Source organism: Thalassoglobus polymorphus, assembly GCF_007744255.1.
GTDB classification, from domain to species: domain Bacteria; phylum Planctomycetota; class Planctomycetia; order Planctomycetales; family Planctomycetaceae; genus Thalassoglobus; species Thalassoglobus polymorphus.
The window spans coordinates 3001580-3022482 of sequence record NZ_CP036267.1 but is presented as its reverse complement, the minus strand read 5'-3'; the positions used below and the strand labels follow the sequence as shown (position 1 = coordinate 3022482).

Genomic DNA, 20903 nt, shown 5'->3' with positions numbered 1-20903 from the left:
GGCGACTTATTTAGAACTGATTCTGAAAATTGAAATCGCACTCTCAAATGTTGAGGAATGCGGCTCTTCCAGAGGTTTTCGGAATGGTTCGAATCAAAAACAGAAATTTACGAACTTGCAACTCCTGCCAGCCACACGTCATTGAATTTGTTCGTTAGCCAGCGATCCGGATAAGCAGAATCCTTTTACTTTAACTTTTGGAGTATTGACCATGTTTTCCCTCAACGTCCGCAAGAGACAACGAGGCTTCACGCTTATCGAACTGCTTGTTGTGATTGCAATTATTGCGATTCTGGTTGCCCTCCTGCTCCCTGCTGTTCAACAGGCTCGCGAAGCTGCTCGCCGCACGCAGTGTAAAAATAACCTCAAACAGATCGGGCTGGCGCTTCATAGTTATATGAGTACCTACGGTGAAGTACTTCCCAGTGCAGGAAACAGTTTGCCGGCAGGCTATCCGGATGATTTCTCTCCGCTCGCACGACTCTTGCCTTACATAGATCAGGCAAATCTTCAAAGTCTGATTGACTGGAATCTTCACTTGGGACATCCCGCAATTGAGCCCCTCCCCAATGAGATGATTCCTGTGGCGCGGACGGTCATTCCCATGTTCCTCTGCCCCAGTGACCCTGCACCTGCGGTCTCAATTGATCCTATTCAAAACACCTTTGAGTATGCAGGCTGCAATTATGCAGCAAATCAGAGTGACGGTACCGAAACAACCACCAGCCAGATCCACCCCATTTATCCTGGAAACGGTTTGTTCTGGTGTTCGTCGAAAACAAAAATTCGTGACTGCGTTGATGGAACCTCTAATACGATCGCATTCGCTGAATCGACACGTGGTCCGGGGGTTGCAGCGAGTGGGACCGAAAACGATCCCAGACTCTATCGTATGACAGGCGGGTATACAGAAGTCGCAGCACCCGGCCCCTATACCAACACCGATGGATCTCGTTTGATTTCCTGGATGAGAGGCGTCGTCCCATTTGGTCCAGTCATGAATGGCTTTCTGACACCGAATAGTGAGATTCCTGATGCAGTGAGTGGATCGTCCAAGCTGACTGCTGCACGAAGTTACCACACTGGAGGTGCTCAGTTCCTGTTTATGGATGGCAGCGTGCACTTCATTAGTGATTCGGTCGATCTCAATGTGTATCGAGGGGCCTGGACGAGACAGGGTGGAGAAGTCGAGTCGCCATTCTAGAGAGATTTCACGATTGGTCTGCTGTCATATCGCTGCGTCTTGGGGGGGGGAGTTTTCTTCCCCCCGGGGCTATCTCGAAACCGAAGACCAATTTGAAAGATGCTCTATGGCGAATCCAATCCCGGTTCATTCGTACAGAATCGAACCTGGAACATTAACGAATTCTCAAGCGAACACTTTGACGAAGTATCAGGAAATTCGATGCGTAAAATGTATTACCTGTTGATCATCATCCCTTTGATCTATGGCTGTGGCGGCGACTCAGGAGGGAAGAGGGAGTTAACTGAGGCAGAAGCGGAAGCTGCTGCCGCTGGTGTCGGCAATGAAAATCAAATTCGGTTTTTCATTACAGATGAACTGAAGTTGACCTCACTTGACCTGACCCCGACAGAGAATGGGGGCTATACCGCCAAGGGAACCAATTCTCAAGGTGCTGAGTACACGATCACAGTCGAACAAGAGCCAGGAGTCATTAACTATTCCTGGCAAAATTCGAAAGGGAAAAAAGGAAAGGGCAAATTCACCTATTGATCCCTGGCTGATTGGAACTGGTCCTGAAACCTGAGTTTGCTCGCTGAAAGGCTGAGGAAAGTGACCGTTCGCAAGTTTTCGATCTGGCTCCAGAGAGACGAAGCTGATTACCTGTTTAACTCCATAAGTTTCTTTTAAGTGTAACTATGACAAAGCAATCAGACGTGTTGATCAGACAGAAGTGGATTGTTCCAGTTCCTTGCTTAGTTCTGTTCACCTGCGTGACGACCTTGAGTTTGCTGGGGGCTCCACCTCCTCTCAACGATGCAAGTTCAAAAGAGTCCGTTCCTTTGTTGGTGACAGTTGAACTCCCTCGTTTGAAAGTTCGCGAGTATCACCGACCTTACGTCGCAGTATGGATTGAAGATGGTTCACGGAAGTTGGTCAAACATGTTTCCGTCTGGTATCAGCAGGGAGCGAATGCAGAAGGTCACGGTGAAAAATGGCTTCCCGACATGCGGCAATGGTGGCGTCGCGGCGGTCGAAAAATGGACTCGTCCGTTGACGCTGTTTCGGGGGCGACTCGTGGTGTGGGGAAACACCTCATTCGCTTGACCAACAAAGATTTAAGCGAACTTAAGCCGGGAAAATACAACATTGTTGTGGAGGCTGCCCGGGAAGTTGGGGGACGTGAACTGGTTCGAGTTCCTTTTTCATGGCCTCCAAAAAAATCTGAACAAGTTCAACTCTCCGGGAAGACAGAGTTAGGGCAAGTTTCCATTCAAATCACTCCGCCTGGCGTCCAATAAGCGTCGAGCAAAACAGAGATTAGAGAGAAAAAGAAATGTCGCTAAGAATCGTTACAGTCGCTGTGCTGATTGCTTTATTGGGGAACTCAAGTTACGCGCACAAACTCTGGGTGCTTCCGTCTCAAACGCAGTTCTCTGGGGATAATGCCTGGGTGACGGTCGATGCCTGTGCATCGAATGACCTGTTTTATTTCAACCATATTCCTTTGCCACTTCAGTTCCTTGAGATTGTCTCGCCCGATGGAACGAAAGCGGAAGCTGTCAATCAATCAATGGGGAAATACCGCAGTGTCTTCGATTTGGAATTGGAGCAGGACGGCACTTATCGAATCGCCCTCATGACCAAATTTGTCTTCGCATCCTGGAAAGAGGGAGAGGAACAGAAGTACTGGCGTGGTTTAGCTGAAGAAATGGAAAAAGAAGTCCCGACTGATGCAGAGGGGGTTAAAGTTTCTCAAAGCCTCGGTCGGCTGGAGACTTTTGTTACCAAAAATAATCCATCGACTGACGCCGTCAAACCGACCGGTGATGGTCTGGAGATGATTCCTGTGACTCACCCCAATGATCTTTACGTCGGCGAGAAAGCAACGTTTAAAATGTTGCTGAATGGTCAGCCACAAGCCGGATTGGAAATCGCCGTGGTCCGTGGAGGGACTCGCTATCGCAACAATCTGGAAGAGGTCAATGTGAAAACGAATGCTCAAGGAGAATTCACGGTGAACTGGGATAAGCCCGGCATGTACTGGCTCTCCACATCCTCTCGGGATGAAAAAACATCACTGCCTCAGGCAAAAGTTCGCTACCTGACCTACTCCGCAACACTCGAGGTCTTGCCCGAATAGAGCCGGACGGTAATCACGCGATTGAGCTTCGCTACGAGATTCTTCACATGACCAACGTCTAGAGTAGTTTGCTCTATCGTCTGCCCGTGAAGAACGCATTTCATCAATAAAATTGCTGTTCTCCACGAGGCAGAACCTGTACACCAATTCGAAAGATGCTCAAAAAAGGGGGAAACTTCGGATGTTGGTCGTGTGAATGCTCGTACGGATCTTCGTCGCAATGGGAATGCAGTTCACTTCCCCGAGCGTTAGGAGTGAATATCTTGCACTTCTTTAAGACGATCAGTCTTCGAGGATCAGTGATTGAAAGGCAAGCATTGAGCTTGCTCTCTTGCGAGATTTCGGTTGATTCGGAGAGAAATTCGTTTTGAGAAGTGATTTTCGTCGAGATGTGCATTTCTTGTAGGCCCAATTCCACGCCTGCGACGGTCATCAGGCTTGCTCACACGGAGAGTGTCAGCTAGAGAAGTTCATAAAGAACCTTCGCTGTCACGTGCTGCTTGCATCTTGTGGTGTCAGTTTTTCTACTGTCTGCATGTACGGTGATTATATCTTACAGGAAGAGACATTCATGTCCGACAATCTCATCTTTATGATGGGCAGTTACGAAGCCCGAATTCCAACTGATCGAGCCTACTGTGAAAACCATATGTGGGCACAAGAAGGCCCGGGGGGATTTCAGATTGGGTTCACTGCGTACTCTGTTCGGCTTTTGCAGGATATCTACTTTCTTGAATGGACAGTTGACCCCTATACAGTTGTGAAACAAAAACAGGAAATTGGGGAGGTCGAAAGTTCGAAAGCTGTCTCCTCGCTGTATCCACCCGGCGGCGGAAAAATACTTGATTTCAACGAGCAGTTGCTGGACGATCCTTCTGCGATCAACACTGATGGATATGGGAGCGGATGGCTGTATCAGTTCGAAACCGAGATGAAATTCATGACTCCACAGGAGTACGTTGATTTTCTGGACACCAAATGGGACGAAACACAAAGAGTCATTAAAGGACAAGTCAACGAGGGTTAGCAGAAGCTTCGCCCAACCGATGTCGAAACAGGACAGCCTTGAGAGTCGTGGTCCTCTGCGGGTAAACTATTAGAACTGATCCTGAAACTTGAAATTGCTCTCTCAATCATTGAGAAAAGCAGCTATCCCAGAGGTTTACGGACCGGTTCCAGGGCATCCTTCGAATCGGTTTGCAGGATCTGCCTCGTGGCGAACAGAATTTTTACTAGAGAAATGCGTTCTTCACGGACACACGGTGGAGCAAACTGCTCTAGTTCAATCAACTTGGTCGACATCCTGCAAACTTCCTGTTGCGACGTGTCCTTTCAAGTCTGACAGTAGAATGGGATGGTTGACCCACCGCAAACACTTTCCTACCCGCAGCTCATTTCGACTTGAATAAGATCTATGTCTGCCAAAAAATTGACTGTTGTCATCTCGCAGGGTCAAAGCAAGAACCCGAAGCACCGTAATCTCGAAGAGGAGATTGCGATGAAACTTCTTCTCAAAGGGGATGTTGAAGTCTCATTGGTGCCGCATCTGTATGATATGTCAGCTGATCACACAGGCATGCTGTTCCTCAAATCAGTCCCGGGGGACCTGGTATTTCTCTCTTGGTTATACCCGCGCGGAGCCCGTTGGATTCTCGATCGCCAAAATGTACGTGGCCATGAAGGTATCAGCCTCATTACTTCCGAAGAAGATGATGATGACGAAGAGAAACCGGAGGAACTCCACCCAGATGCAATTGGAGCCCTCGAAGTTCCTGATCGCCATATCTATTGCATCGACTTGCGCGTTCACTCTGACGCCGAACCTTATTTAGAAGAAATTGAGCGAATCGTTGAGGAAGACGCGAAGGAGACTGTTGATCTGCTCTCCTGGATTACCGGTGAGCCGAATGCAGACCAGTTAAAACGCTACCTCGCTCCACAACCGACCAACGGTGAGCAAGTCATCCTTCCCTCTCCGCAAGAAGATTCGGCTCCGAAGCGGCGTTGGTATCCGGTGATCGACTACAGCCGGTGTACAAACTGCATGGAGTGCATCGATTTCTGTCTATTTGGAGTCTATGGCGTCGATTCGATTGACCGGATTCTGGTCGAAGCTCAAGACAATTGTAAGAAAGGATGCCCAGCTTGCAGCCGTGTGTGTCCCGAAAACGCAATTATCTTTCCTCAACACAAGACACCCGCCATTGCAGGAGCAGATGGTGAGGTTGCCGGATTAAAGATCGATTTGAGCAAACTCTTCGGAGGCGGAGCCGGTGACGCACTTGAAACAGCGGTCGCTGAACGGGATGCCGAACTCGTCAAAGATGGACGTGATGCCGTGGGGATGGAAGTTGGTCTTCCGAAACGCCAGGTGAACCGCGAAAATCGTCCCAAGGATGCTCTCGACAATCTTATGGACGATTTGGATGCGTTGGAAGTCTGAGGACTTCTCTCAAAATTTAACCTCTGCGAACTCAACTTCTCAACTGGTCTCTTGAGCATCTTTCGAATTGGTTTGCAGGATCTGCCTCGTGGTGTTCAGGAGAGAGACGCGCACTTCGCGGACAAGAGAAGCAATGGAAATGCTTTAAGCCGCTGGCGGAACCTCTGAGCCTGTATTTGGTTTTTCTCCATTTTATCTAATCGGAATGATCGGGCGCGAGAGGCGAATTACAAATTTTCCATGTACTCTGTCATCTCTCCCAAAGCATGATCGTCACGCGTTTTTCGGGCGACTTTGATCCCCGACTCCAGTAGGGATCGGGCTTCTTCGATGCGATCATCTTGTGACAACATCTGTGCCTCTTGGAAATAAGCTGGAACGTAGTCCGGGTTGAGTTCTCGAACTTTAGCAAAAGCTTTTTGGGCCAGTTCGATTTCTCCCTCTTTAAGTAATTCCATCGCATACGCGTAGTTGAGGAAAATATCTTCCGGCGATTCTTGCAACATAGAGTGGATTTTTTCTCTGCGTGACATCTCTCTCAATCGATCTTGAATTGTGAATATGAAATTCTAATGAAATCCGGGGCTGGAAATGAACAACGTGTTTCAGTTTACCCAAACTGACAGTTGTCGATTAGGCAAGTTATGAGTTGATCTCCCAGTGGTTTCAAGGGGGTGTTGACTCACTTCCGATGTTTGAGCTTGTGGGAGATCAACGGAATGAACTCCGGTCAAGCAGAAGGATCTCGCCAACTATGGACTCGGCTTCACCTGAAACAGGTCCGCAGATGACGAATAGTTTACGTCAAGCTGGAACATGTTTGACACTCATCATTGTCGCACTCGCAACAAGTCTTCGTGCCGAAGAGAGTGAATTTCACTCTTTGCGAGATACGATGCGGACTCGCATTGTCGCAGAGGCATTGAAATCGAGTGTGAACATACATACCGAAAAACGCCAGAAATCCCTGGACGTCGTCTTCTCTGCGGGGAAGTCTTCGAAAATTAATGGGATGGGAACGGGCATCGTCATCGATGAACGTGGGTATCTTGTCACTAACTATCATGTTGTGCAAGATGTCGAGCGTTTGAGAATTACGACATACGACGGCACCGAATATGACGGCCGCGTGTTGGCGTATGACTCTCGACAGGATCTGGCGATCATCAAGGTGGACGCCGTCAAGCCGCTCACCGTTGCTAAAATGGGCTCATCTTCAGACCTGATGCTCGGGGAAGATGTTATTGCGATTGGGAATGCCTACGGCTACGAGTCAACAGTGACTCAAGGTATCATTAGCCATCAGTCCCGTGATGTTGAAGTCAACGAAGAGCAATCTTACCAAAATTTGATCCAGATCGACGCTGCGATCAATCCAGGTAACAGTGGCGGACCTCTTCTCAATGCAGATGGTGAAGTCATCGGGATCAATGTTGCCATCCGAGCGGGTGCTCAGCGGATTGGGTTTGCGATTCCTATCGATGATGCACGAAAGATCGTGGCTCGCCTGATCAACATTGAACGCCATTATCAGACATACCACGGTATCCGTGCTCTTGATTATAAGAACGGACGAGATCGCAAGCTTGTTGTGCAGTCGACTGTTGCCAACTCCCCCGGAGCCGCTGCCGGTCTGGAGGACGGCGACATCATCCTCAAGTCTGGTACTGTTGACGTCGTCGATGCCGCAGACTTGGAACGCTCACTCATTGGAAAGAAACCGGGTGAGAAAGTTGAACTCGTCGTTAAACGGGCAGATGAAGAAAAGACTCTGGATCTGGTTGTGTCGTCAGTCTCTGCGTCGAGAGCTGTCGCTGGACGTCAGACGGTCCCAAGTCGAACCGTGACACAGAAGCAGGTGACTTCGAAAAGTGTGATCGAAAAGTCCTGGAACCTGCTGGGATTGAAGCTGTCAAAACTTCCAAGTGAAGTTTCACTCGCCGGACAGCCTTATCACGGAGGTCTGCAAGTCTCAGATGTTCGGGTCAACGGGCCAGCCTACACGAAGGGAATTCGTAAAGGTGACATTCTTGTCGGGCTGCACATTTGGGAAACAACAAACGATGAAAACATCGAATATGTGCTCAACCACCCGCAGCTGAAAACTATCGGACCTCTGAAGTTTTACATCGTTCGTAACGGGGAAACGCTCTTCGGCCACTTCCCTTTGCTTGTTTCTCAACGATAATCGCAGTCGTAACGACGTAAACTGCTGTCGGAATTGAAAGATTTCGGCAGCATTTCTTGACCGTGGCCAGAATTCAGCGATACTTTGCTAGAGGGTGCCTCAAACGTGAGAACCGGTATTGTCTGACATTTCTCGGGATCGTTGTGGTCTCGTTGTTGTAGACGCCGATTAAGAAAACGAACGATTCGGTCTGTTTTCAATACTGGAAACTAATTAAATCGATCATCCTGGTCGGGAGTGAACGTTCTCTATTTGCGGCACAAAGACAATTGAGAACTGGTTCGAAACCTGAATTTGGCTCCTCGACGAGTGAGGATGTTTGTCAGTTTCAGTCTCGAATGAATCCTATAAGCTCTAGCAAGGTCTAAACGGGAGATCGTACTTTCAGTAAAGGAGTACGATCTCAGCAGGCTTGCAATTGATTTTAAAGTCGTTTGAATTGAGTGAAGCAAAGGCAAACTCATGCACATTTCTGGTAAGATCGCACTTGGACTGATTGTTGTTGTCCTTGCTCCTGCTGCGATTCTCCTGACGACAATGTCTCTGGATATCCGTAGCAAATGGCAGGCGGAAGTCGAGCAGCGTCAAGAGAAGTTGACCACCAGCACTGATCAACTCGATAAAATTCGAACGAAAGTCGCCAATCTGGAAGGCGAATATCAACAGAAAACATTTGCCTGGGGGGAAGTCTGGGACGCACCACAGTCTGTTCCACTCGCTGGCCAGAATGGAATTCAAATTGGAGTCGGCAGGAGTTCTGGGTTAGGTCGAAGTTTTGACCCTGCAAAACCACCCCGAATTTACGCTTTCGCAGAAAACGGAGACGCCAGCACCTACATCGGAGAATTCGAACTGGACCAACTCGATGCTGACCGTGCTGCGGGTCGACTTCTACGACCTGCCTACCCAGGAGAAGCACAATCGTGGCCACAGGGGAAATACCACGTCAGAGACACTCTTCCCTCAAACTGGCTTTCGACAGTCGCAGATTTGGAAGCGCAACTCATTCTGATCGGGACGAAGTTCCGGATGCAGCAGGAACAAGAAAGTCTAATGACGAAACAATTGGCTGCCTCCCAGGTCATCATGGATCAGCGTTTGGCTGAACTCAACGGAGATGCAGATGCCCCAATGGGAGCCAGCCAACAAGTTCTTGACGGGCTTGTCGAGACGCTTCGAAAACTCGAAGACGAACGAAATCTTGTTCTTTCCGATGTTCACGACCTGCGAGTGAAGTTGGTCAAGGACTACATCGACCTTGAAACCTCATTGGAAAAGAATCGAAATCTTGTTGATTCAAGTCAGTCGGACGCTTCAGCACGAAAGCCTGCCTTGGCTGGCCAGTAATTCTGGTCAGCGATCTCTGGCAGACATTTTTTGCAATGTCTGCATTTCGACGAGGGCGTAGATGAAGGTCGAATTACAATCTGCTGACCGGAGTCTTCATCCGATTGAGTCGATTGCGATCTCAATGGCTTTTTGGATCACACTCCTCTCTGCGAGTTCTCTTTATGCGCTGATTACTCTCGCACCTCGCTGGGTGGAATTATCAGATCTTCAGAAACAGTCACATGAGATTCAGGGTTCAATCTCACAGGCAGATCAGGAAATCCATCACCTCAATCGTGTTGCCGATGCGATCGTCAAGGATCCAGATTTTGTATCCCGGTTGGCTAAGAAAGAGTTCTCACTTGCAACTCAGGGCAGCGTCCAGATCCAAGTCGAAAAGACCTTAAATTACGACGCTCGCATTCCATTGATTTCTCGACGAACTGAATCGTTTCAAGGGCAGTGGTACGATGATCTTCTCACACGTCTTGCTGAACCCGGAGATTTGAGAACTCGATGGACCTGGGTAGCATTTAGTATGTTCCTGGTCGCATTTTTGTTTCTGAATGAAGCGTTCTTTACCGGAAATATTGGGCGTTTCATTCTCAAACTTCTGGCCAGCCTCTTTCAACGGTATCGCACAGCGAAACCAATTCTTGACGAAGTCGCTTGTTTCGACGCGAATGGAACCTCAGAATCTGTGGTGAGCTCAAGTGACAGAGTTGAATTCGAAAGCGGGTAGGCAACCGGCAGTCTCCTGCTAAACGGCGGTCAACTGCCAGGCGCGGGTCAGGCAGATTGCAGATACTGAATGTCGCTCCCTGATTCCGGTTTTCGCAGTGCATCTTCAGTGTGTGTTGTGTCCGTGAAGTGACATTCCTGCCAAAGTCGTGAAACTCCACGAAGTTGGTCTCGTAAGTGAATTTGAAAACGACTCCGTTTGAGCTCATTCATCGGTTTGAACGAACAAGGTCAATTTGATTCGGAGATGAGATTCATGTGGAGATTACAATTCTACGTAGCCGTGATGGCGACGTTTCTGACAACTTCCATTTCTTTTTCAGATGTTCCGGTCGCTCAACCTTTTGGCAAAACGAAAGATGGAACTCCGGTTGATCTGTATACGCTTGAAAACCAGAACGGGATGAAAGTCGACATCATGACCCGAGGTGCGACTATTGTCCGAATCGATGCTCCAGACAAAAATGGGAACTTCGCCGATGTTGTTCTTGGCTTCGATGATGTGGCTGGGTACGAGTCTGAAGAGAATCAATACTTTGGCTGTACAACGGGACGTGTGGCAAACCGGATCGCCAAGGGAAAGTTTCATCTCAACGGTCGAGATTACACGTTGGCGATTAACAACGAACCGAACCATCTGCACGGCGGTGTCGAGCGGAGTTTAGACAAGGTCGTTTGGAAGGCTCGGCCTTTCGAAAACGCAGAGGGGCAGGGCGTTCATTTGCGTTACGTTTCTCCGCATGGAGAAGAAGGGTATCCGGGAACGCTTTCCTGCAAAGTTGAATTCCTGCTTCACAAAGCTACGAACGATTTACAGATCCGGTATTGGGCATCCACCGATCAATCGACTCCCGTGAATTTAACGAACCATTCTTACTTTAATCTCGCAGGTGCAGGGAGCCCAACTGTTCTCAATCATGAACTGATGTTGTCCTGTCGCCAATACACTCCGGTTGATGAAACATTGATTCCGACCGGAGAAATCGAAAGTGTTACTGGAACTCCGTTAGATTTCTTATCCCCACAGGTCATTGGTGAGCGTATCGAAAAATTCGATGATGGCCCAACAATTGGCTATGACCACAACTTTGTGATTGATGGGGAGGCTGGCAACTTGCGAATCGCCGCAAAGTTGAAAGACCCAGCGAGCGGGCGCGTTCTGACAGTCAAGACGGATCAGCCGGGAGTCCAGTTCTACTCGGGGAATTTCCTGAAAGGACAAACTGGCAAACTGGGAAAAACTTATCCCCATCGGAGTGCGATCTGTCTGGAAACACAATTTTACCCTGATTCCATTAATCAACCGACATTCCCAAGCATCGTCCTGAAGCCGTGGGAAGAGTACAGACACGAGTGTGTCTATTCTTTCTCCGCTGAATAAACAGAGTCGAAAGATTAAGAGCTCTCGAAATCGAATCGATTCCGAGAGCTCTTTGTTTGGTCGCCGTGACGATTCGACTCTCTACTCTTTGATGTTGTAGCCAGCAGTCACCTCAATGGAAATGGTCAGCTCACTCGCTTCAATTCCGTAAGCGAGAGGTGTTTCTCGATCAACTTCCTGTTCTGCTTGAAACGCCTGCAGTTTCAGAAGACTCGATCTTGCTCCGTACCCGTACCCTCCTGAGTATTCAAATCCTAAGTCAAACTCCCCGCCCAGTCGTAGTTCCTGAATTCCCCCCAGTTCGACACCTGCCGACGTCGCGAGCAGACTCGCCTGCTTCTTGGCGCGAGAGACCGCGCTTTTGAGTGCGCTTTCATAGTCTTCTTTTTTGACGGTGCTGTAGAAGAAGAACTCCGGGCCATCCTCGTCTTCACTGCCTGATGAATAACGTCCAAACATCTGAGCTTCCTCTAGCAACTCCTGTTCTTCTGGGGAGAGTTGTGATTTGTCATCGTCCTTGGCGAGTTTCGCATCGCGCACCTGCTTTTGAATCGTGAACGATTTGACGAGTAGCTCTTGATCGGAGAGTCCAGCCAAATCCCATTCCGCTGACATGCTTGAACTCACAATGATCAGCGTATCAACGTCCGTTTCGTCATCCGACCTGCCGGCCCGCCCCAGGCTTTCTGCGAGTTGGGCTCGCATTTGTTCATGCTGCAACGATTTCTGAGTGTCAATCTTTGGTGGTGTGTTTTGAAGAGTCTCTTCAATTGCTCCTAAGGCCTTGATCTGTATTCTGGCGGCGTCAATTCGGTCTTGAAGTGCTTTGACAGCTTTGTCGATCTCCGAGCCACGGCTGGACAGGTCGATGGAGAGTCGCATCCGCTCCGGCCTGACTTTGAGAGTCGCCTTCCCGGTCCCAGTGATCGTTCCTGGCGAATCGGGTTCACCGATTTGAGCTAAGCAGGGAGAAGTAAGATAGGCAAAACTACCAAGCAGGCAGAGAATCAGTGAGAGCGGTTTCATGTGATTGGCCTTGTGAAAATCGATGGTCTCAGCGTGAGCTTCTTTTTAAAGTCGATGTCTTACTGTCGTTGTCTGACATGTCGATGTCTTACTGCAAAGTTTCAGCACCGTGTGTATCACGGATCTCTTTTCTAAGTTGTAAGAGTTCAGGACCGGTCATGATCCGGATTGTCCAATAAAATTCTTTAATGCTAGGTTCAGGATATTCCTGGCTTTGAATCTGAGTGTAGATCTCTTCGAGAATTGAAAAATATTGAGGATCGTTCACGCGAGCTAATGCGCGATAGAGTAACCGACGATATCTTTCATCTTGTCCGTTCCCTTCCCAGACGGCGATGAGTGCGGGCAAATAGGATGTTTCACCCAGTAGTGTCTGGAAGTATCCGACTTGTGCCAAGACCTGCGGATCCGAACTCTCTGTGAACTTTTCTAATTGTTCGAGAGTGAGTCCTTCAGGAGCTTCCGGGACGATCGGTTTCGGCTCCCTATAATGATAATCATCGCCATCAGTATTGTAGGAGTAGATCACAACCCCACCGCTCAGGGAGGCAACTCCATCTTTTTCGAGTGCCAGATAAGCCAGAGCTGTCTCAGCAAACAATTCCTCTTCGGATTCCAGTAAACTGTACGATCGACTCTGGGCAGCGCTCTTTCCTTCAGACCATAGCAACACTTTCAGTGCTTGCTGCCGCAATTCTGTCGACTGCTCTATATCGTCAAAGATCGTTTCAGCCAAGGTCGCAGCTAATTTCGGATCGGCGGCGACTTCAAGTTGAAACGCTGCAAGTTGTTGCCATTTTGATCCTTCCGTTACGATTTTCTTCATCGCTTCATGAAATACTTTCAGTTCTGAGGCTGAAGCTTCGTTCAGATTATATTTACTCGCTGAGAAGTATTCGCTGAGAAAAATCAGGTGCATTGAATTGACCAAATGCCCGTTGGCGTTGGGAGTCTCAAGCAAGCTCCACAGCAATTGAGTTGCTCGCTGATCGACTCCTTCCGCTAATTGTGTGGCGATGACGATAATTTCATCTTGAGATATTGCTACTTTCAGAAGTTCATTCGTCAGGGACTCTTTTTCTGCCCACAGAAGCCCCGGGAAGAGATTTGAAATTTGCTCCGCATAATGTCTTTGTTCCGCAAACTTCAGGAGAATTTTCATCGCATCTTCATCTCCTAGAAGAGCGAGAAAGCGAGCGGCAGCCAAGCGTTCTTGTGGGCTGTTAGAATCGAGTAACTCATGCGCAGGGACTGAGAGATTGTAGATCCATTCCTCTAATGTCTTGTCATTTCGAATCCGCAGAAGTTCTTCGTCCTGAGCGGAACCACTTTGATCGGCAGCAACAGAGTCTTTCTCTGAAGTTCCTTTTTTCGACTTCGAGCCGTTCAAGAAGTTCAACGCATTCGCAATGAATCCACTCGTTTGCGATTCACTGTGACTCCCCAGATTGTGACTATCAAGGTTTGATGTCGAGTTCAACTTCAATTGAATGTCTTGCAATGTGAAGCGAAAAAGTGCTTCAAGTGCCGAAATTCGTACTGCCTGCTCCTCGTCTTCCAAAGCCGAATAGGCTTCCGCTTCGGCTCCTGATTCAAGATGGAAAATTAGTCCTGAGATTGCTGCGGACCGCACAGTTGGGTTTTCGTGAGTGCAAAAATCTTTGAGGTGTGTTTGCAATCGATATCGATAGCTTGAATTCTGGACAAGCATGTTGATCACTTCGGATGCCAGTTCCGGGTGCCGATGAACGGTTTCGATTAATTCGTCCAATGCCTCATTGGTGCTCAGTATGTTAAGCCCGGCAACGGCCCGGCTGACGACGAAACCATCCTCATCTCGAAGTCGTTCGCGGAACGCATCTTGAATCGTTAAGACATCGACTTGTTTCCTGATTTCACTTTTCTGAACGAGCCGTGTCACCGCATCGACCGCATCCGCACGGACTCTCCAACTGACATGGTGAAACAGCGGAGTCAAAGCTTCGACCGCAGAACGATTGTTGATTTCTCGCAGGAACCGGATGGCATGCACGATTAAATCTGGATCGGTTTCTTCTGCGACATATTCTGAGATTTTAGTGACCAGTGCTGGGCTTGGCTCTTCAGCCAGCTGTTTCAGCACAGCAGCACGGACATTCGGATCGGGGTCTTTCAGAAGTTTAACAAGAGCACCGTTCGCACTTTTTCCGCTAACACGCTGAAGTGTTCGAATTGCAATTTCACGAACTAACGGAGACGAGTCTGCAAAGAGCGCGAGCAACAACTCCTCGTCGTCATGGGTTGCCATCTTGGCAAATTCATCAACAGCTTGGACCTTTTCGTCAAAGTCCGATGAAGCCATTCGCTCCAAACCACCCGGCCATGTGAGTACACGCCCTCCGGTGGCAGCCAATCGATAACGTGCTGCTGTGAGCCTTTCTGTGTCGACGGGATCATCTGTTGAGAGAAGGGCTTCTTTTAGAAACGGGAGGACACCATTTCCCATTCGGGAGAGTTGCTCTCGCATCGAAGCTGCGGCTGCCGCATCGACCGTTACCATCAGTCGCAGCAGACGCTCCGCTTCAACAATTTCGACAGGTGTCAGACCATCGTTTGCTTGATTCGTTCCGCTGCTTTGGTTTTCCAACCACGTGTTGAGTTTCGCTAACCGACTTTCATTCACGGACTCTGGAATCCAAGGATCGATTTGATCAACAGGCGCCTTCCAGACCGAGAGCAACTCAAGAGAAGAGAGTCGTTCCGAAAGCGTTCCGTCTCTCAATTTGGCGACGACATGAGCTGCTGCAATCTCCGGAAATGGCACAAGCCGCGTGATCGCAGCTTCCCGAAGAGCCGCATCACGTTTCCCGAACTCACGGACGATGCGTACAACTGCAATTGCACTAGGTGTTCCTCGCTGAGTTAAGTCTCCTAAGTAAGTTTGCGCAGCTGAGTCGTAATGGTCCGATAGCCAGATGGCGAGTTCATCCGCTGGAATCACTCCGTGCATCGAGGCCACAACTCGGCCATCGGGAGTGAGCAATCTGAGTGCAGGAATTGAACTCATGTTCAATTCACGAGCAGTCTGCACTTCTTTTTCTACATCCAGATAGACCGGAACCCACCGCTCCAGCTCAGATTGAACTGAAGGGGCTGCCAGTTCTTTTTTCAAAAGATGGCACGGTTCACACCAGTCAGCCCCTCCGATAACAAGAATTGGGGCTCGATGAATCCGGGTCTTCTCCTTGGCAGCCGTTACTGTTGGAAGCCAGGTGACGAGATGCTCCTCGCTTGTGATTTCATCGACTTTTCCTGAGAGATCTTTCTCCAGACGCTCATCGAGATCCTGACTAAGAACCTGATTCACAGCTGAGAGCATCAGTAGGGAGCCCATCGTGACAGCCAGGAATATTGGGATTCGTTGACTACTCATGAGCAATTTTCTCCCAGTAAGAGTCGTACTGAAACTTGGGACTGTTTTCAGGGTCATGGCATCGTAAACATTGGGCCTGTGCATCGAAGGTCGTCGGTCGGCTGGAGTTCATGGAATGTTCTCTGGATGGTCCATGGCAACTTTCGCAGCCAACGTTGACTCGCTTTGTCGAAAGCTTCGCGGAAACAAAACCGCCTTCCCAACCGTATCCCGTTGTGTGACATTGCTGGCAGTAAGAATCGACATGTGCTCCTTCTGCGACCAGTCGTTCCCACGCATGTGCATGTCCAGTTTGATCCCAGTGGTCACAGGTTTCGGTGTGGCATTCTCGGCATGTCTGAGTTCCGGCAACCTGATCTGAGTGAGTGATTGGCCAACGTTCATTTGATAGCAAACCACTCTCGTTGGCATGGAAGTCTTTTTTTGCAAGAATTCCCCTGAAGACTTCCAGGTTCTTTTCTTGAGAGGACTCATCTGCAAAATCTGGCGACATTTCGACAACTTTTGCGTTGAGAGATCGTTTCGAGCCGGACTGAAAATCGAGCTCCGCCAAGAATTTTCCTTTGTTTGTCGCTGAGGTCACCAAGACCGGGCCAATCATTTGGGGTGAGAGTGATTGCTGGGTTGGTCCTCCGATCACGGCGTGTGCTTCAGGCAGCGTGGTTGCCAACCCTCGCAGTTCTCCTTCATCGAGATACGCCAACACGATGAGCCAGTCATACTTTTCGCTGACCGTTTCCAGCATTTTGAAGATCGCATCTGCGGGGTCACTGACCATGAGCTTTAGACCTGAGTATCGTGGTGAAACGACTCCAGTGACTAACACTGTCCCTTCATCACCTTGATATAAGCGATAAGCCGGGAAAATTAATTCTCCTTGGAAATCAAGGACATTGGCTGAGACAAACGGGACTTGTAATGACTCGGAAAGTGAATCCAGGATCTCCTTACCAAATTTGATTTCGGCAGCGCCCAGATTATGTGCATGAATTCCCATCAGCTGTTCCCCCTTCAGCACCGACCGGAATTTTTCTAACTGGTACGGAGCGGTTCCGTCAGCTGCCCCTCCAACATCGACGAAGATCACGTCGTTCTGTTTTCGTAAATTTTTAAGGTAGCTCCCTCGTCTCAACAGGCCCCCGGATTGATTGGATGTGCATCCACACGGCATGATCCATCCTTGTGTATCCCCACTCGCAACCAGTTTGAGTTGTTTTTCGGCAGGTTCTGTCTGCACACCTTCACTATCGTCCCCGGCTTGTGGACACCCACTCAGCAGAAGCATCGTTGAAAGAAACAGAAGCTGTTTAGAAAAGGAGTGCATACGCTAGGATGTTGACGTTGACTTGAATCGCGTTGGTGATTTCGTTTCCTCCACAGCAGCAACAGCCTTGTGCGTGTGAAGTATCGTTGAGGCCATCTTCAGAGTAGATCACAGCCAGTCGTCCGTTGAGCGAAATTCCTTCGAGAGGTTTTGGCGTTCCATGCTTGGCCTGAAGCTGATCAATTTTATAAACGGTATTGAAGATCATGTGATCCATGCCGACGGTTTGAATCGGAGTCTTTTCGAACAGGTTTGAAATCTCCCGTCGGAAGGAACGGTTCCACTCTTTTGATGAGCAGCCCGCAGAGGCTAAAAGGAATCCCCCCCGAGAGAGATATTGGCGAAGATTTTCGCGTTCGGCATCTGTGAGATTGAATGCGCCTTCCCCGGTCATGATAACCAGTGGAAAGTTAAAGATTTCGTCTGATGCAAGTTTCACGGCATGAAATCGACGGCTGGTCGAGATTGTGGAATCTCGCTCAGCTGACGAGAGGAAATGGTCTGAGAAACATTGACTGCTTTTCACACCGGCGTAAATCAAGTTGGCCACCTGGACCGTACTTTGTGCCTCGCCCCCTGATTGAAGTGGATCGGGAACGACTGGAGCGTCCTTTCCCGGTAGGGCGATCGCTTTCTCTTTTGATGGCGTTTCGGGATCTTCCGCGAGTGCTGGAATGCACATCAAGCTGCAGAAGAGCAGGAGTGAGAGTACTCGAATTGTCATCATCCTTCTCCTTGGAAAGTGTGGAAACACATCGGGGTGAGCAGTCGAACAGGACTGTCTCACTCTTCGAGTTCCTCTGCCAGTTTTTGTAAATATCGTCCCGCTTGCCGTTGATATCGGAGCGGAACTCCCCATTCCGCGCCTCCATAGGCGGGGCTGGATTGAGACGTTTCAAACCCGGAACCGTCATCGCCGTTTTCTTTAGACATCATCCCCGGGACCGTTGCCGTCGGACTGTTGGAATCAGACATTCCGGATCGCGACTCAGTCGGGTCCATTAACGGATTCCCGCCGTACATGCCGACATTGTCGAGAGTATCCATCGCTGAACTCTCTCCGCCCGATCCACCTTGACCACCTCCGCGGCCTTGGTTTTTCCCAGTGCCTTGAGTGAGTTGTTCTAATGTGTTTTGAAGTGACTTTCCTAATCCGGGATGGAAGCCAGGCAGTGCGTCACCCGCCTCGTTGCCCATTTGTTGTGACTTCGAAAGGAATTTTTCTAATTTCTCAGCCGCCTCCTCTGCATTTTCATGTCCTTTTGATCCTGAGAACTGCCCCATTCCATCCTCCGCGTCGACCATGGATTCAGTTGCTCCTGAGTCTCGAACTTCCTGAACAAACTCTCGTGCGGTTTCTCTCAAATTGTCCAACCGCTCATCTTCGTCCAGTGCCTCAGCGTGTTCTTCAATTTTATCCAGAAGGTCGGAAAGTTGATTCCGTAGGCCTCGCTGTTCTTCTTCAAGTTCCCGTAAACGTGCCTTTTTCGCGGGATCATCATGACCCTCGTAATTTTTCAGCGCGGAGAGTCGTTCGGCGAGTTGCCGCTGCCGCTGCACAATTTGCTGAAACGCTTTCTCGTCCTGTTTCAGCGGTTGCACCTGGTTCAACATCTCAAGAGGCTTCATGCGTTCTTCATCGTGTTTTTGCTGTTCGTTTTGAAGAATGTCCCCTTGTTTCTTGAGAAGTTCCTGCATTTCCTCTTTCGTGAGGTTCTCATTTTCGGCAGCTTTCTCGGCTTCTTCACCCAACTTGCGTAGCATTTCTGCCATCTCCTGGAGTTGTGGAGAGAGCTTCTGGTCGACATCAAACGGTAAGTTCTGTTCGCTGAGTTTCTCCATCATCTCCGCTTCTTTTTTCATCTTCTCACCGAGTTGTTTGAGCTGGTCTCTCAGTTCGTCCGCAAGAGGCGAACCCTCAGGAAGGTCGTTGAGTTTCTCAGTGAGCTCACGAATTTGCTCTGACAAATTCTCTAAGCGTCGCCCTGCTTGCTGATATTTGTTCATCAGCATCTTCATCCCCGCTCGTTGCTGTTGCATGCGATTGAGATCCTGCTCTGCAACAATGCGAATTGTCACGATAGAAGATTCAGTCCCTTTCCCGACTCCCGGTTCCATTCCATTGGGATCGTTGTCTTCAACTCTGGCAAAAAGTTTGACGACATCTCCCGGTTGCAGTCCATAAGTTGCGAACGGCAGTATGTTTTGGACTTGAGCGCGACGTGGGACTCCTTCAGGGAGAGGAATGGAGGTTGGAAGGAACCGTGAATCGTTGAGACTCCGGAAGAGTTCACATTTTTGAAGCCCGTAATCATCCTCTGCTGAAATGATTACTGGAAGCATGACGGTTGGAGATGCAAAGGAGACAGCTTGAGGCTGAATGAGTCGAACGAGCGGGTGTTGATCTTCGAGAATCTGAATTAAATAGTGGTCGTTTTCCAGTGAATCCTGCCCCTCTTCGTCAGTCACCTTGATTTTGAGAGCCCCTGCTCTTGAGAGGCGAAATGTTCCGGTGACTTGTCTGGGGTCTTCCAGAGCTGTCATGGAGACAGTCTCTTCTTGATCGTAAATCAAATTCATTGCACCACCTGTGAGCGGTCGATTGCTGGTGACCGTCACTTGGACTTGTGTTTCTGGTAGACCAAGAATTCCATCGTGTGGCATCTTTCCACGCGAGGGGCTCAACCCTGTGTAAATCGGTGGGGTGATCTCAACTTCGATGTTGCGAATTTGCGGAACCGTTTTGACTTTCACTTGATATGAACGGCTGCGCGCACGTCGGACTCGCAAGAAATAATCAAACGGGTCAGTGACGTTTGCGATCGATGCATGCCAGATCCCTTCGTGATCAGGAAACATTGGCAAGACATCAATTGGCTCCGCTTCCTCTGCTGATCTCGACCGCTCATTGAATGGAGGAATCAGTACCAGTTCGACAGAGTCGATGCCCGGTCCGTAAACCTCAGCCGTGAGGTCCAGAGTTTCGCTGTAGATGACTTCGGTCGCCTCTGGAGTGATAATAAACTGATACTGTGACCATGCTGGTTGGTCTCCATAAGGCATCACGAAACGAACCAGTTCTGTCTTCGCCATTCTTGGCAGAAGTACGACCAGAATCAGGACGAAAAGCGACAGCCCCAGCATGCTCAAAGCTGACTGGAACAGCGGTTTCGCAGGGACGGCCTCTTCTTCCGAGACTCGAAGAGCTTTTCGGCTGGCTTGTTGGACAGCCATTTCTGCCAGACCAGCACTGACGGTATCAACAACTTTTTTCTGTCGAGCAGACATCCACAAGTCGAGCCCCGTCAGAATTTCACCACCCGTATTAGCAACCTGATCCAAGCGAGTTGCGACGAAAGAATGGCTCGAGTGTTGCCGTGTTTTCAGGAATGTTTTCACTATTAAAGTGAACATCGCACAAAAGGATGTGAGCCATGCCACGATGCGAAGAAATGGTGGCAAGTCCAGGATCACATCGACCCACATCCACGCCAGCAAGACGGCGAAAAATCCAAAGATTCCCCAAATCAATCCGGAGGAATTCCCGATGAGTTTCATACGCTGCTGGACTCGATCGAGCGTTCTTCGCAGTGACGGAGTCGAGACTCGCACGCTCGGCCCGCGCCGCCGTTGCGGTTTGCCAGCAGGCTTCGGTATTGCCGCTTCTTCTTTCGGCGTTTCGTTGTTCATCGTCCACTCATCTTTTTGTGGAACAAATTGTTGCCCAAATGAT

Annotated in this window: 18 protein-coding genes; 10 read left to right on the top strand and 8 right to left on the bottom strand. The window is 49.3% G+C overall.

All coding sequences use genetic code 11. From position 1 onward, the window contains the following. The first annotated feature begins 211 nt into the window (after nucleotides 1-211). The 5 genes from Mal48_RS10920 to Mal48_RS10900 all read left to right on the top strand — a co-directional run bounded on the left by Mal48_RS10920 (nucleotide 212) and on the right by Mal48_RS10900 (nucleotide 4353). On the top strand, nucleotides 212-1204 hold the full coding sequence (locus Mal48_RS10920; protein WP_145198917.1) for a DUF1559 domain-containing protein: 993 nt from the start codon (nucleotides 212-214) through the stop codon (nucleotides 1202-1204). Nucleotides 1205-1405: 201 nt separating this feature from the next. Beyond that, nucleotides 1406-1735 (top strand): hypothetical protein, encoded by a 330-nt coding sequence (locus Mal48_RS10915; RefSeq protein ID WP_145198914.1) that lies wholly within the window; start codon nucleotides 1406-1408, stop codon nucleotides 1733-1735. Nucleotides 1736-1881: 146 nt separating this feature from the next. Continuing rightward, entirely contained in the window at nucleotides 1882-2484 is a 603-nt protein-coding gene (locus Mal48_RS10910; protein ID WP_145198911.1) for a DUF2271 domain-containing protein, read from the top strand. A 35-nt stretch (nucleotides 2485-2519) separates the two neighbouring features. Next, nucleotides 2520-3326 carry a DUF4198 domain-containing protein gene (locus Mal48_RS10905; RefSeq protein ID WP_145198908.1) on the top strand — a complete coding sequence of 269 codons (807 nt, stop codon included), beginning with the start codon at nucleotides 2520-2522 and terminating at the stop codon, nucleotides 3324-3326. Between the two features lie 571 nt (nucleotides 3327-3897). Next, entirely contained in the window at nucleotides 3898-4353 is a 456-nt protein-coding gene (locus Mal48_RS10900; protein ID WP_145198904.1) for a glycine cleavage system protein H, read from the top strand. A 122-nt stretch (nucleotides 4354-4475) separates the two neighbouring features. Here the strand turns inward: Mal48_RS10900 and Mal48_RS23250 are convergent, their stop codons facing one another. Continuing rightward, nucleotides 4476-4628: a hypothetical protein gene (locus Mal48_RS23250; RefSeq protein WP_197442252.1), complete on the bottom strand. Its 153-nt coding sequence runs from the start codon at nucleotides 4626-4628 to the stop codon at nucleotides 4476-4478. 112 nt (nucleotides 4629-4740) lie between these two features. Here Mal48_RS23250 and Mal48_RS10895 point away from each other — a divergent pair, with 112 nt between their 5' ends. Then, the gene (locus Mal48_RS10895; protein ID WP_145198901.1) at nucleotides 4741-5769 is read left to right on the top strand and encodes an ATP-binding protein; all 1029 of its coding nucleotides are present in this window, start codon (nucleotides 4741-4743) and stop codon (nucleotides 5767-5769) included. A 227-nt stretch (nucleotides 5770-5996) separates the two neighbouring features. On the opposite strand, the gene Mal48_RS10890 is transcribed toward Mal48_RS10895, so the two are convergent. Then, complete coding sequence (locus Mal48_RS10890; protein WP_145198897.1) at nucleotides 5997-6275, bottom strand: tetratricopeptide repeat protein; 279 nt, start codon at nucleotides 6273-6275, stop codon at nucleotides 5997-5999. A 281-nt stretch (nucleotides 6276-6556) separates the two neighbouring features. Here Mal48_RS10890 and Mal48_RS10885 point away from each other — a divergent pair, with 281 nt between their 5' ends. From Mal48_RS10885 to Mal48_RS10875, 3 genes are all read left to right on the top strand, one after another. Then, nucleotides 6557-7957 (top strand): trypsin-like peptidase domain-containing protein, encoded by a 1401-nt coding sequence (locus Mal48_RS10885; RefSeq protein WP_145198894.1) that lies wholly within the window; start codon nucleotides 6557-6559, stop codon nucleotides 7955-7957. A 462-nt stretch (nucleotides 7958-8419) separates the two neighbouring features. Further along, nucleotides 8420-9304 (top strand): hypothetical protein, encoded by an 885-nt coding sequence (locus Mal48_RS10880; RefSeq protein WP_145198891.1) that lies wholly within the window; start codon nucleotides 8420-8422, stop codon nucleotides 9302-9304. 61 nt (nucleotides 9305-9365) lie between these two features. Then, the gene (locus Mal48_RS10875) at nucleotides 9366-10028 is read left to right on the top strand and encodes a hypothetical protein (RefSeq protein WP_145198888.1); all 663 of its coding nucleotides are present in this window, start codon (nucleotides 9366-9368) and stop codon (nucleotides 10026-10028) included. Between the two features lie 47 nt (nucleotides 10029-10075). Here Mal48_RS10875 and Mal48_RS23245 read toward each other — a convergent pair whose 3' ends face one another. Further along, a complete protein-coding gene (locus tag Mal48_RS23245; protein WP_197442251.1) occupies nucleotides 10076-10240 on the bottom strand; it encodes a hypothetical protein in 165 nt (54 codons plus the stop codon). A 43-nt stretch (nucleotides 10241-10283) separates the two neighbouring features. Here Mal48_RS23245 and Mal48_RS10870 point away from each other — a divergent pair, with 43 nt between their 5' ends. Beyond that, a complete protein-coding gene (locus Mal48_RS10870) occupies nucleotides 10284-11408 on the top strand; it encodes an aldose epimerase family protein (RefSeq protein ID WP_145198886.1) in 1125 nt (374 codons plus the stop codon). A gap of 81 nt (nucleotides 11409-11489) precedes the next feature. On the opposite strand, the gene Mal48_RS10865 is transcribed toward Mal48_RS10870, so the two are convergent. The 5 genes from Mal48_RS10865 to Mal48_RS23575 form a co-directional block, all read right to left on the bottom strand. Further along, nucleotides 11490-12434: an SIMPL domain-containing protein gene (locus Mal48_RS10865; protein ID WP_145198883.1), complete on the bottom strand. Its 945-nt coding sequence runs from the start codon at nucleotides 12432-12434 to the stop codon at nucleotides 11490-11492. Between the two features lie 88 nt (nucleotides 12435-12522). Further along, nucleotides 12523-15846, bottom strand: coding sequence for a HEAT repeat domain-containing protein (locus Mal48_RS10860; protein WP_197442250.1), 3324 nt, complete (start codon nucleotides 15844-15846; stop codon nucleotides 12523-12525). Further along, the gene (locus Mal48_RS10855; protein WP_145198877.1) at nucleotides 15839-17170 is read right to left on the bottom strand and encodes a multiheme c-type cytochrome; all 1332 of its coding nucleotides are present in this window, start codon (nucleotides 17168-17170) and stop codon (nucleotides 15839-15841) included. The genes Mal48_RS10860 and Mal48_RS10855 overlap by 8 nt, the downstream gene beginning before the upstream one ends. Then, nucleotides 17154-17897 carry a DUF4159 domain-containing protein gene (locus tag Mal48_RS10850; RefSeq protein WP_197442248.1) on the bottom strand — a complete coding sequence of 248 codons (744 nt, stop codon included), beginning with the start codon at nucleotides 17895-17897 and terminating at the stop codon, nucleotides 17154-17156. Before Mal48_RS10850 ends, Mal48_RS10855 begins: the two co-directional genes overlap by 17 nt. A gap of 56 nt (nucleotides 17898-17953) precedes the next feature. Next, nucleotides 17954-20860 (bottom strand): hypothetical protein, encoded by a 2907-nt coding sequence (locus tag Mal48_RS23575; protein ID WP_231739990.1) that lies wholly within the window; start codon nucleotides 20858-20860, stop codon nucleotides 17954-17956. Between the last annotated feature and the right edge of the window lie 43 nt (nucleotides 20861-20903).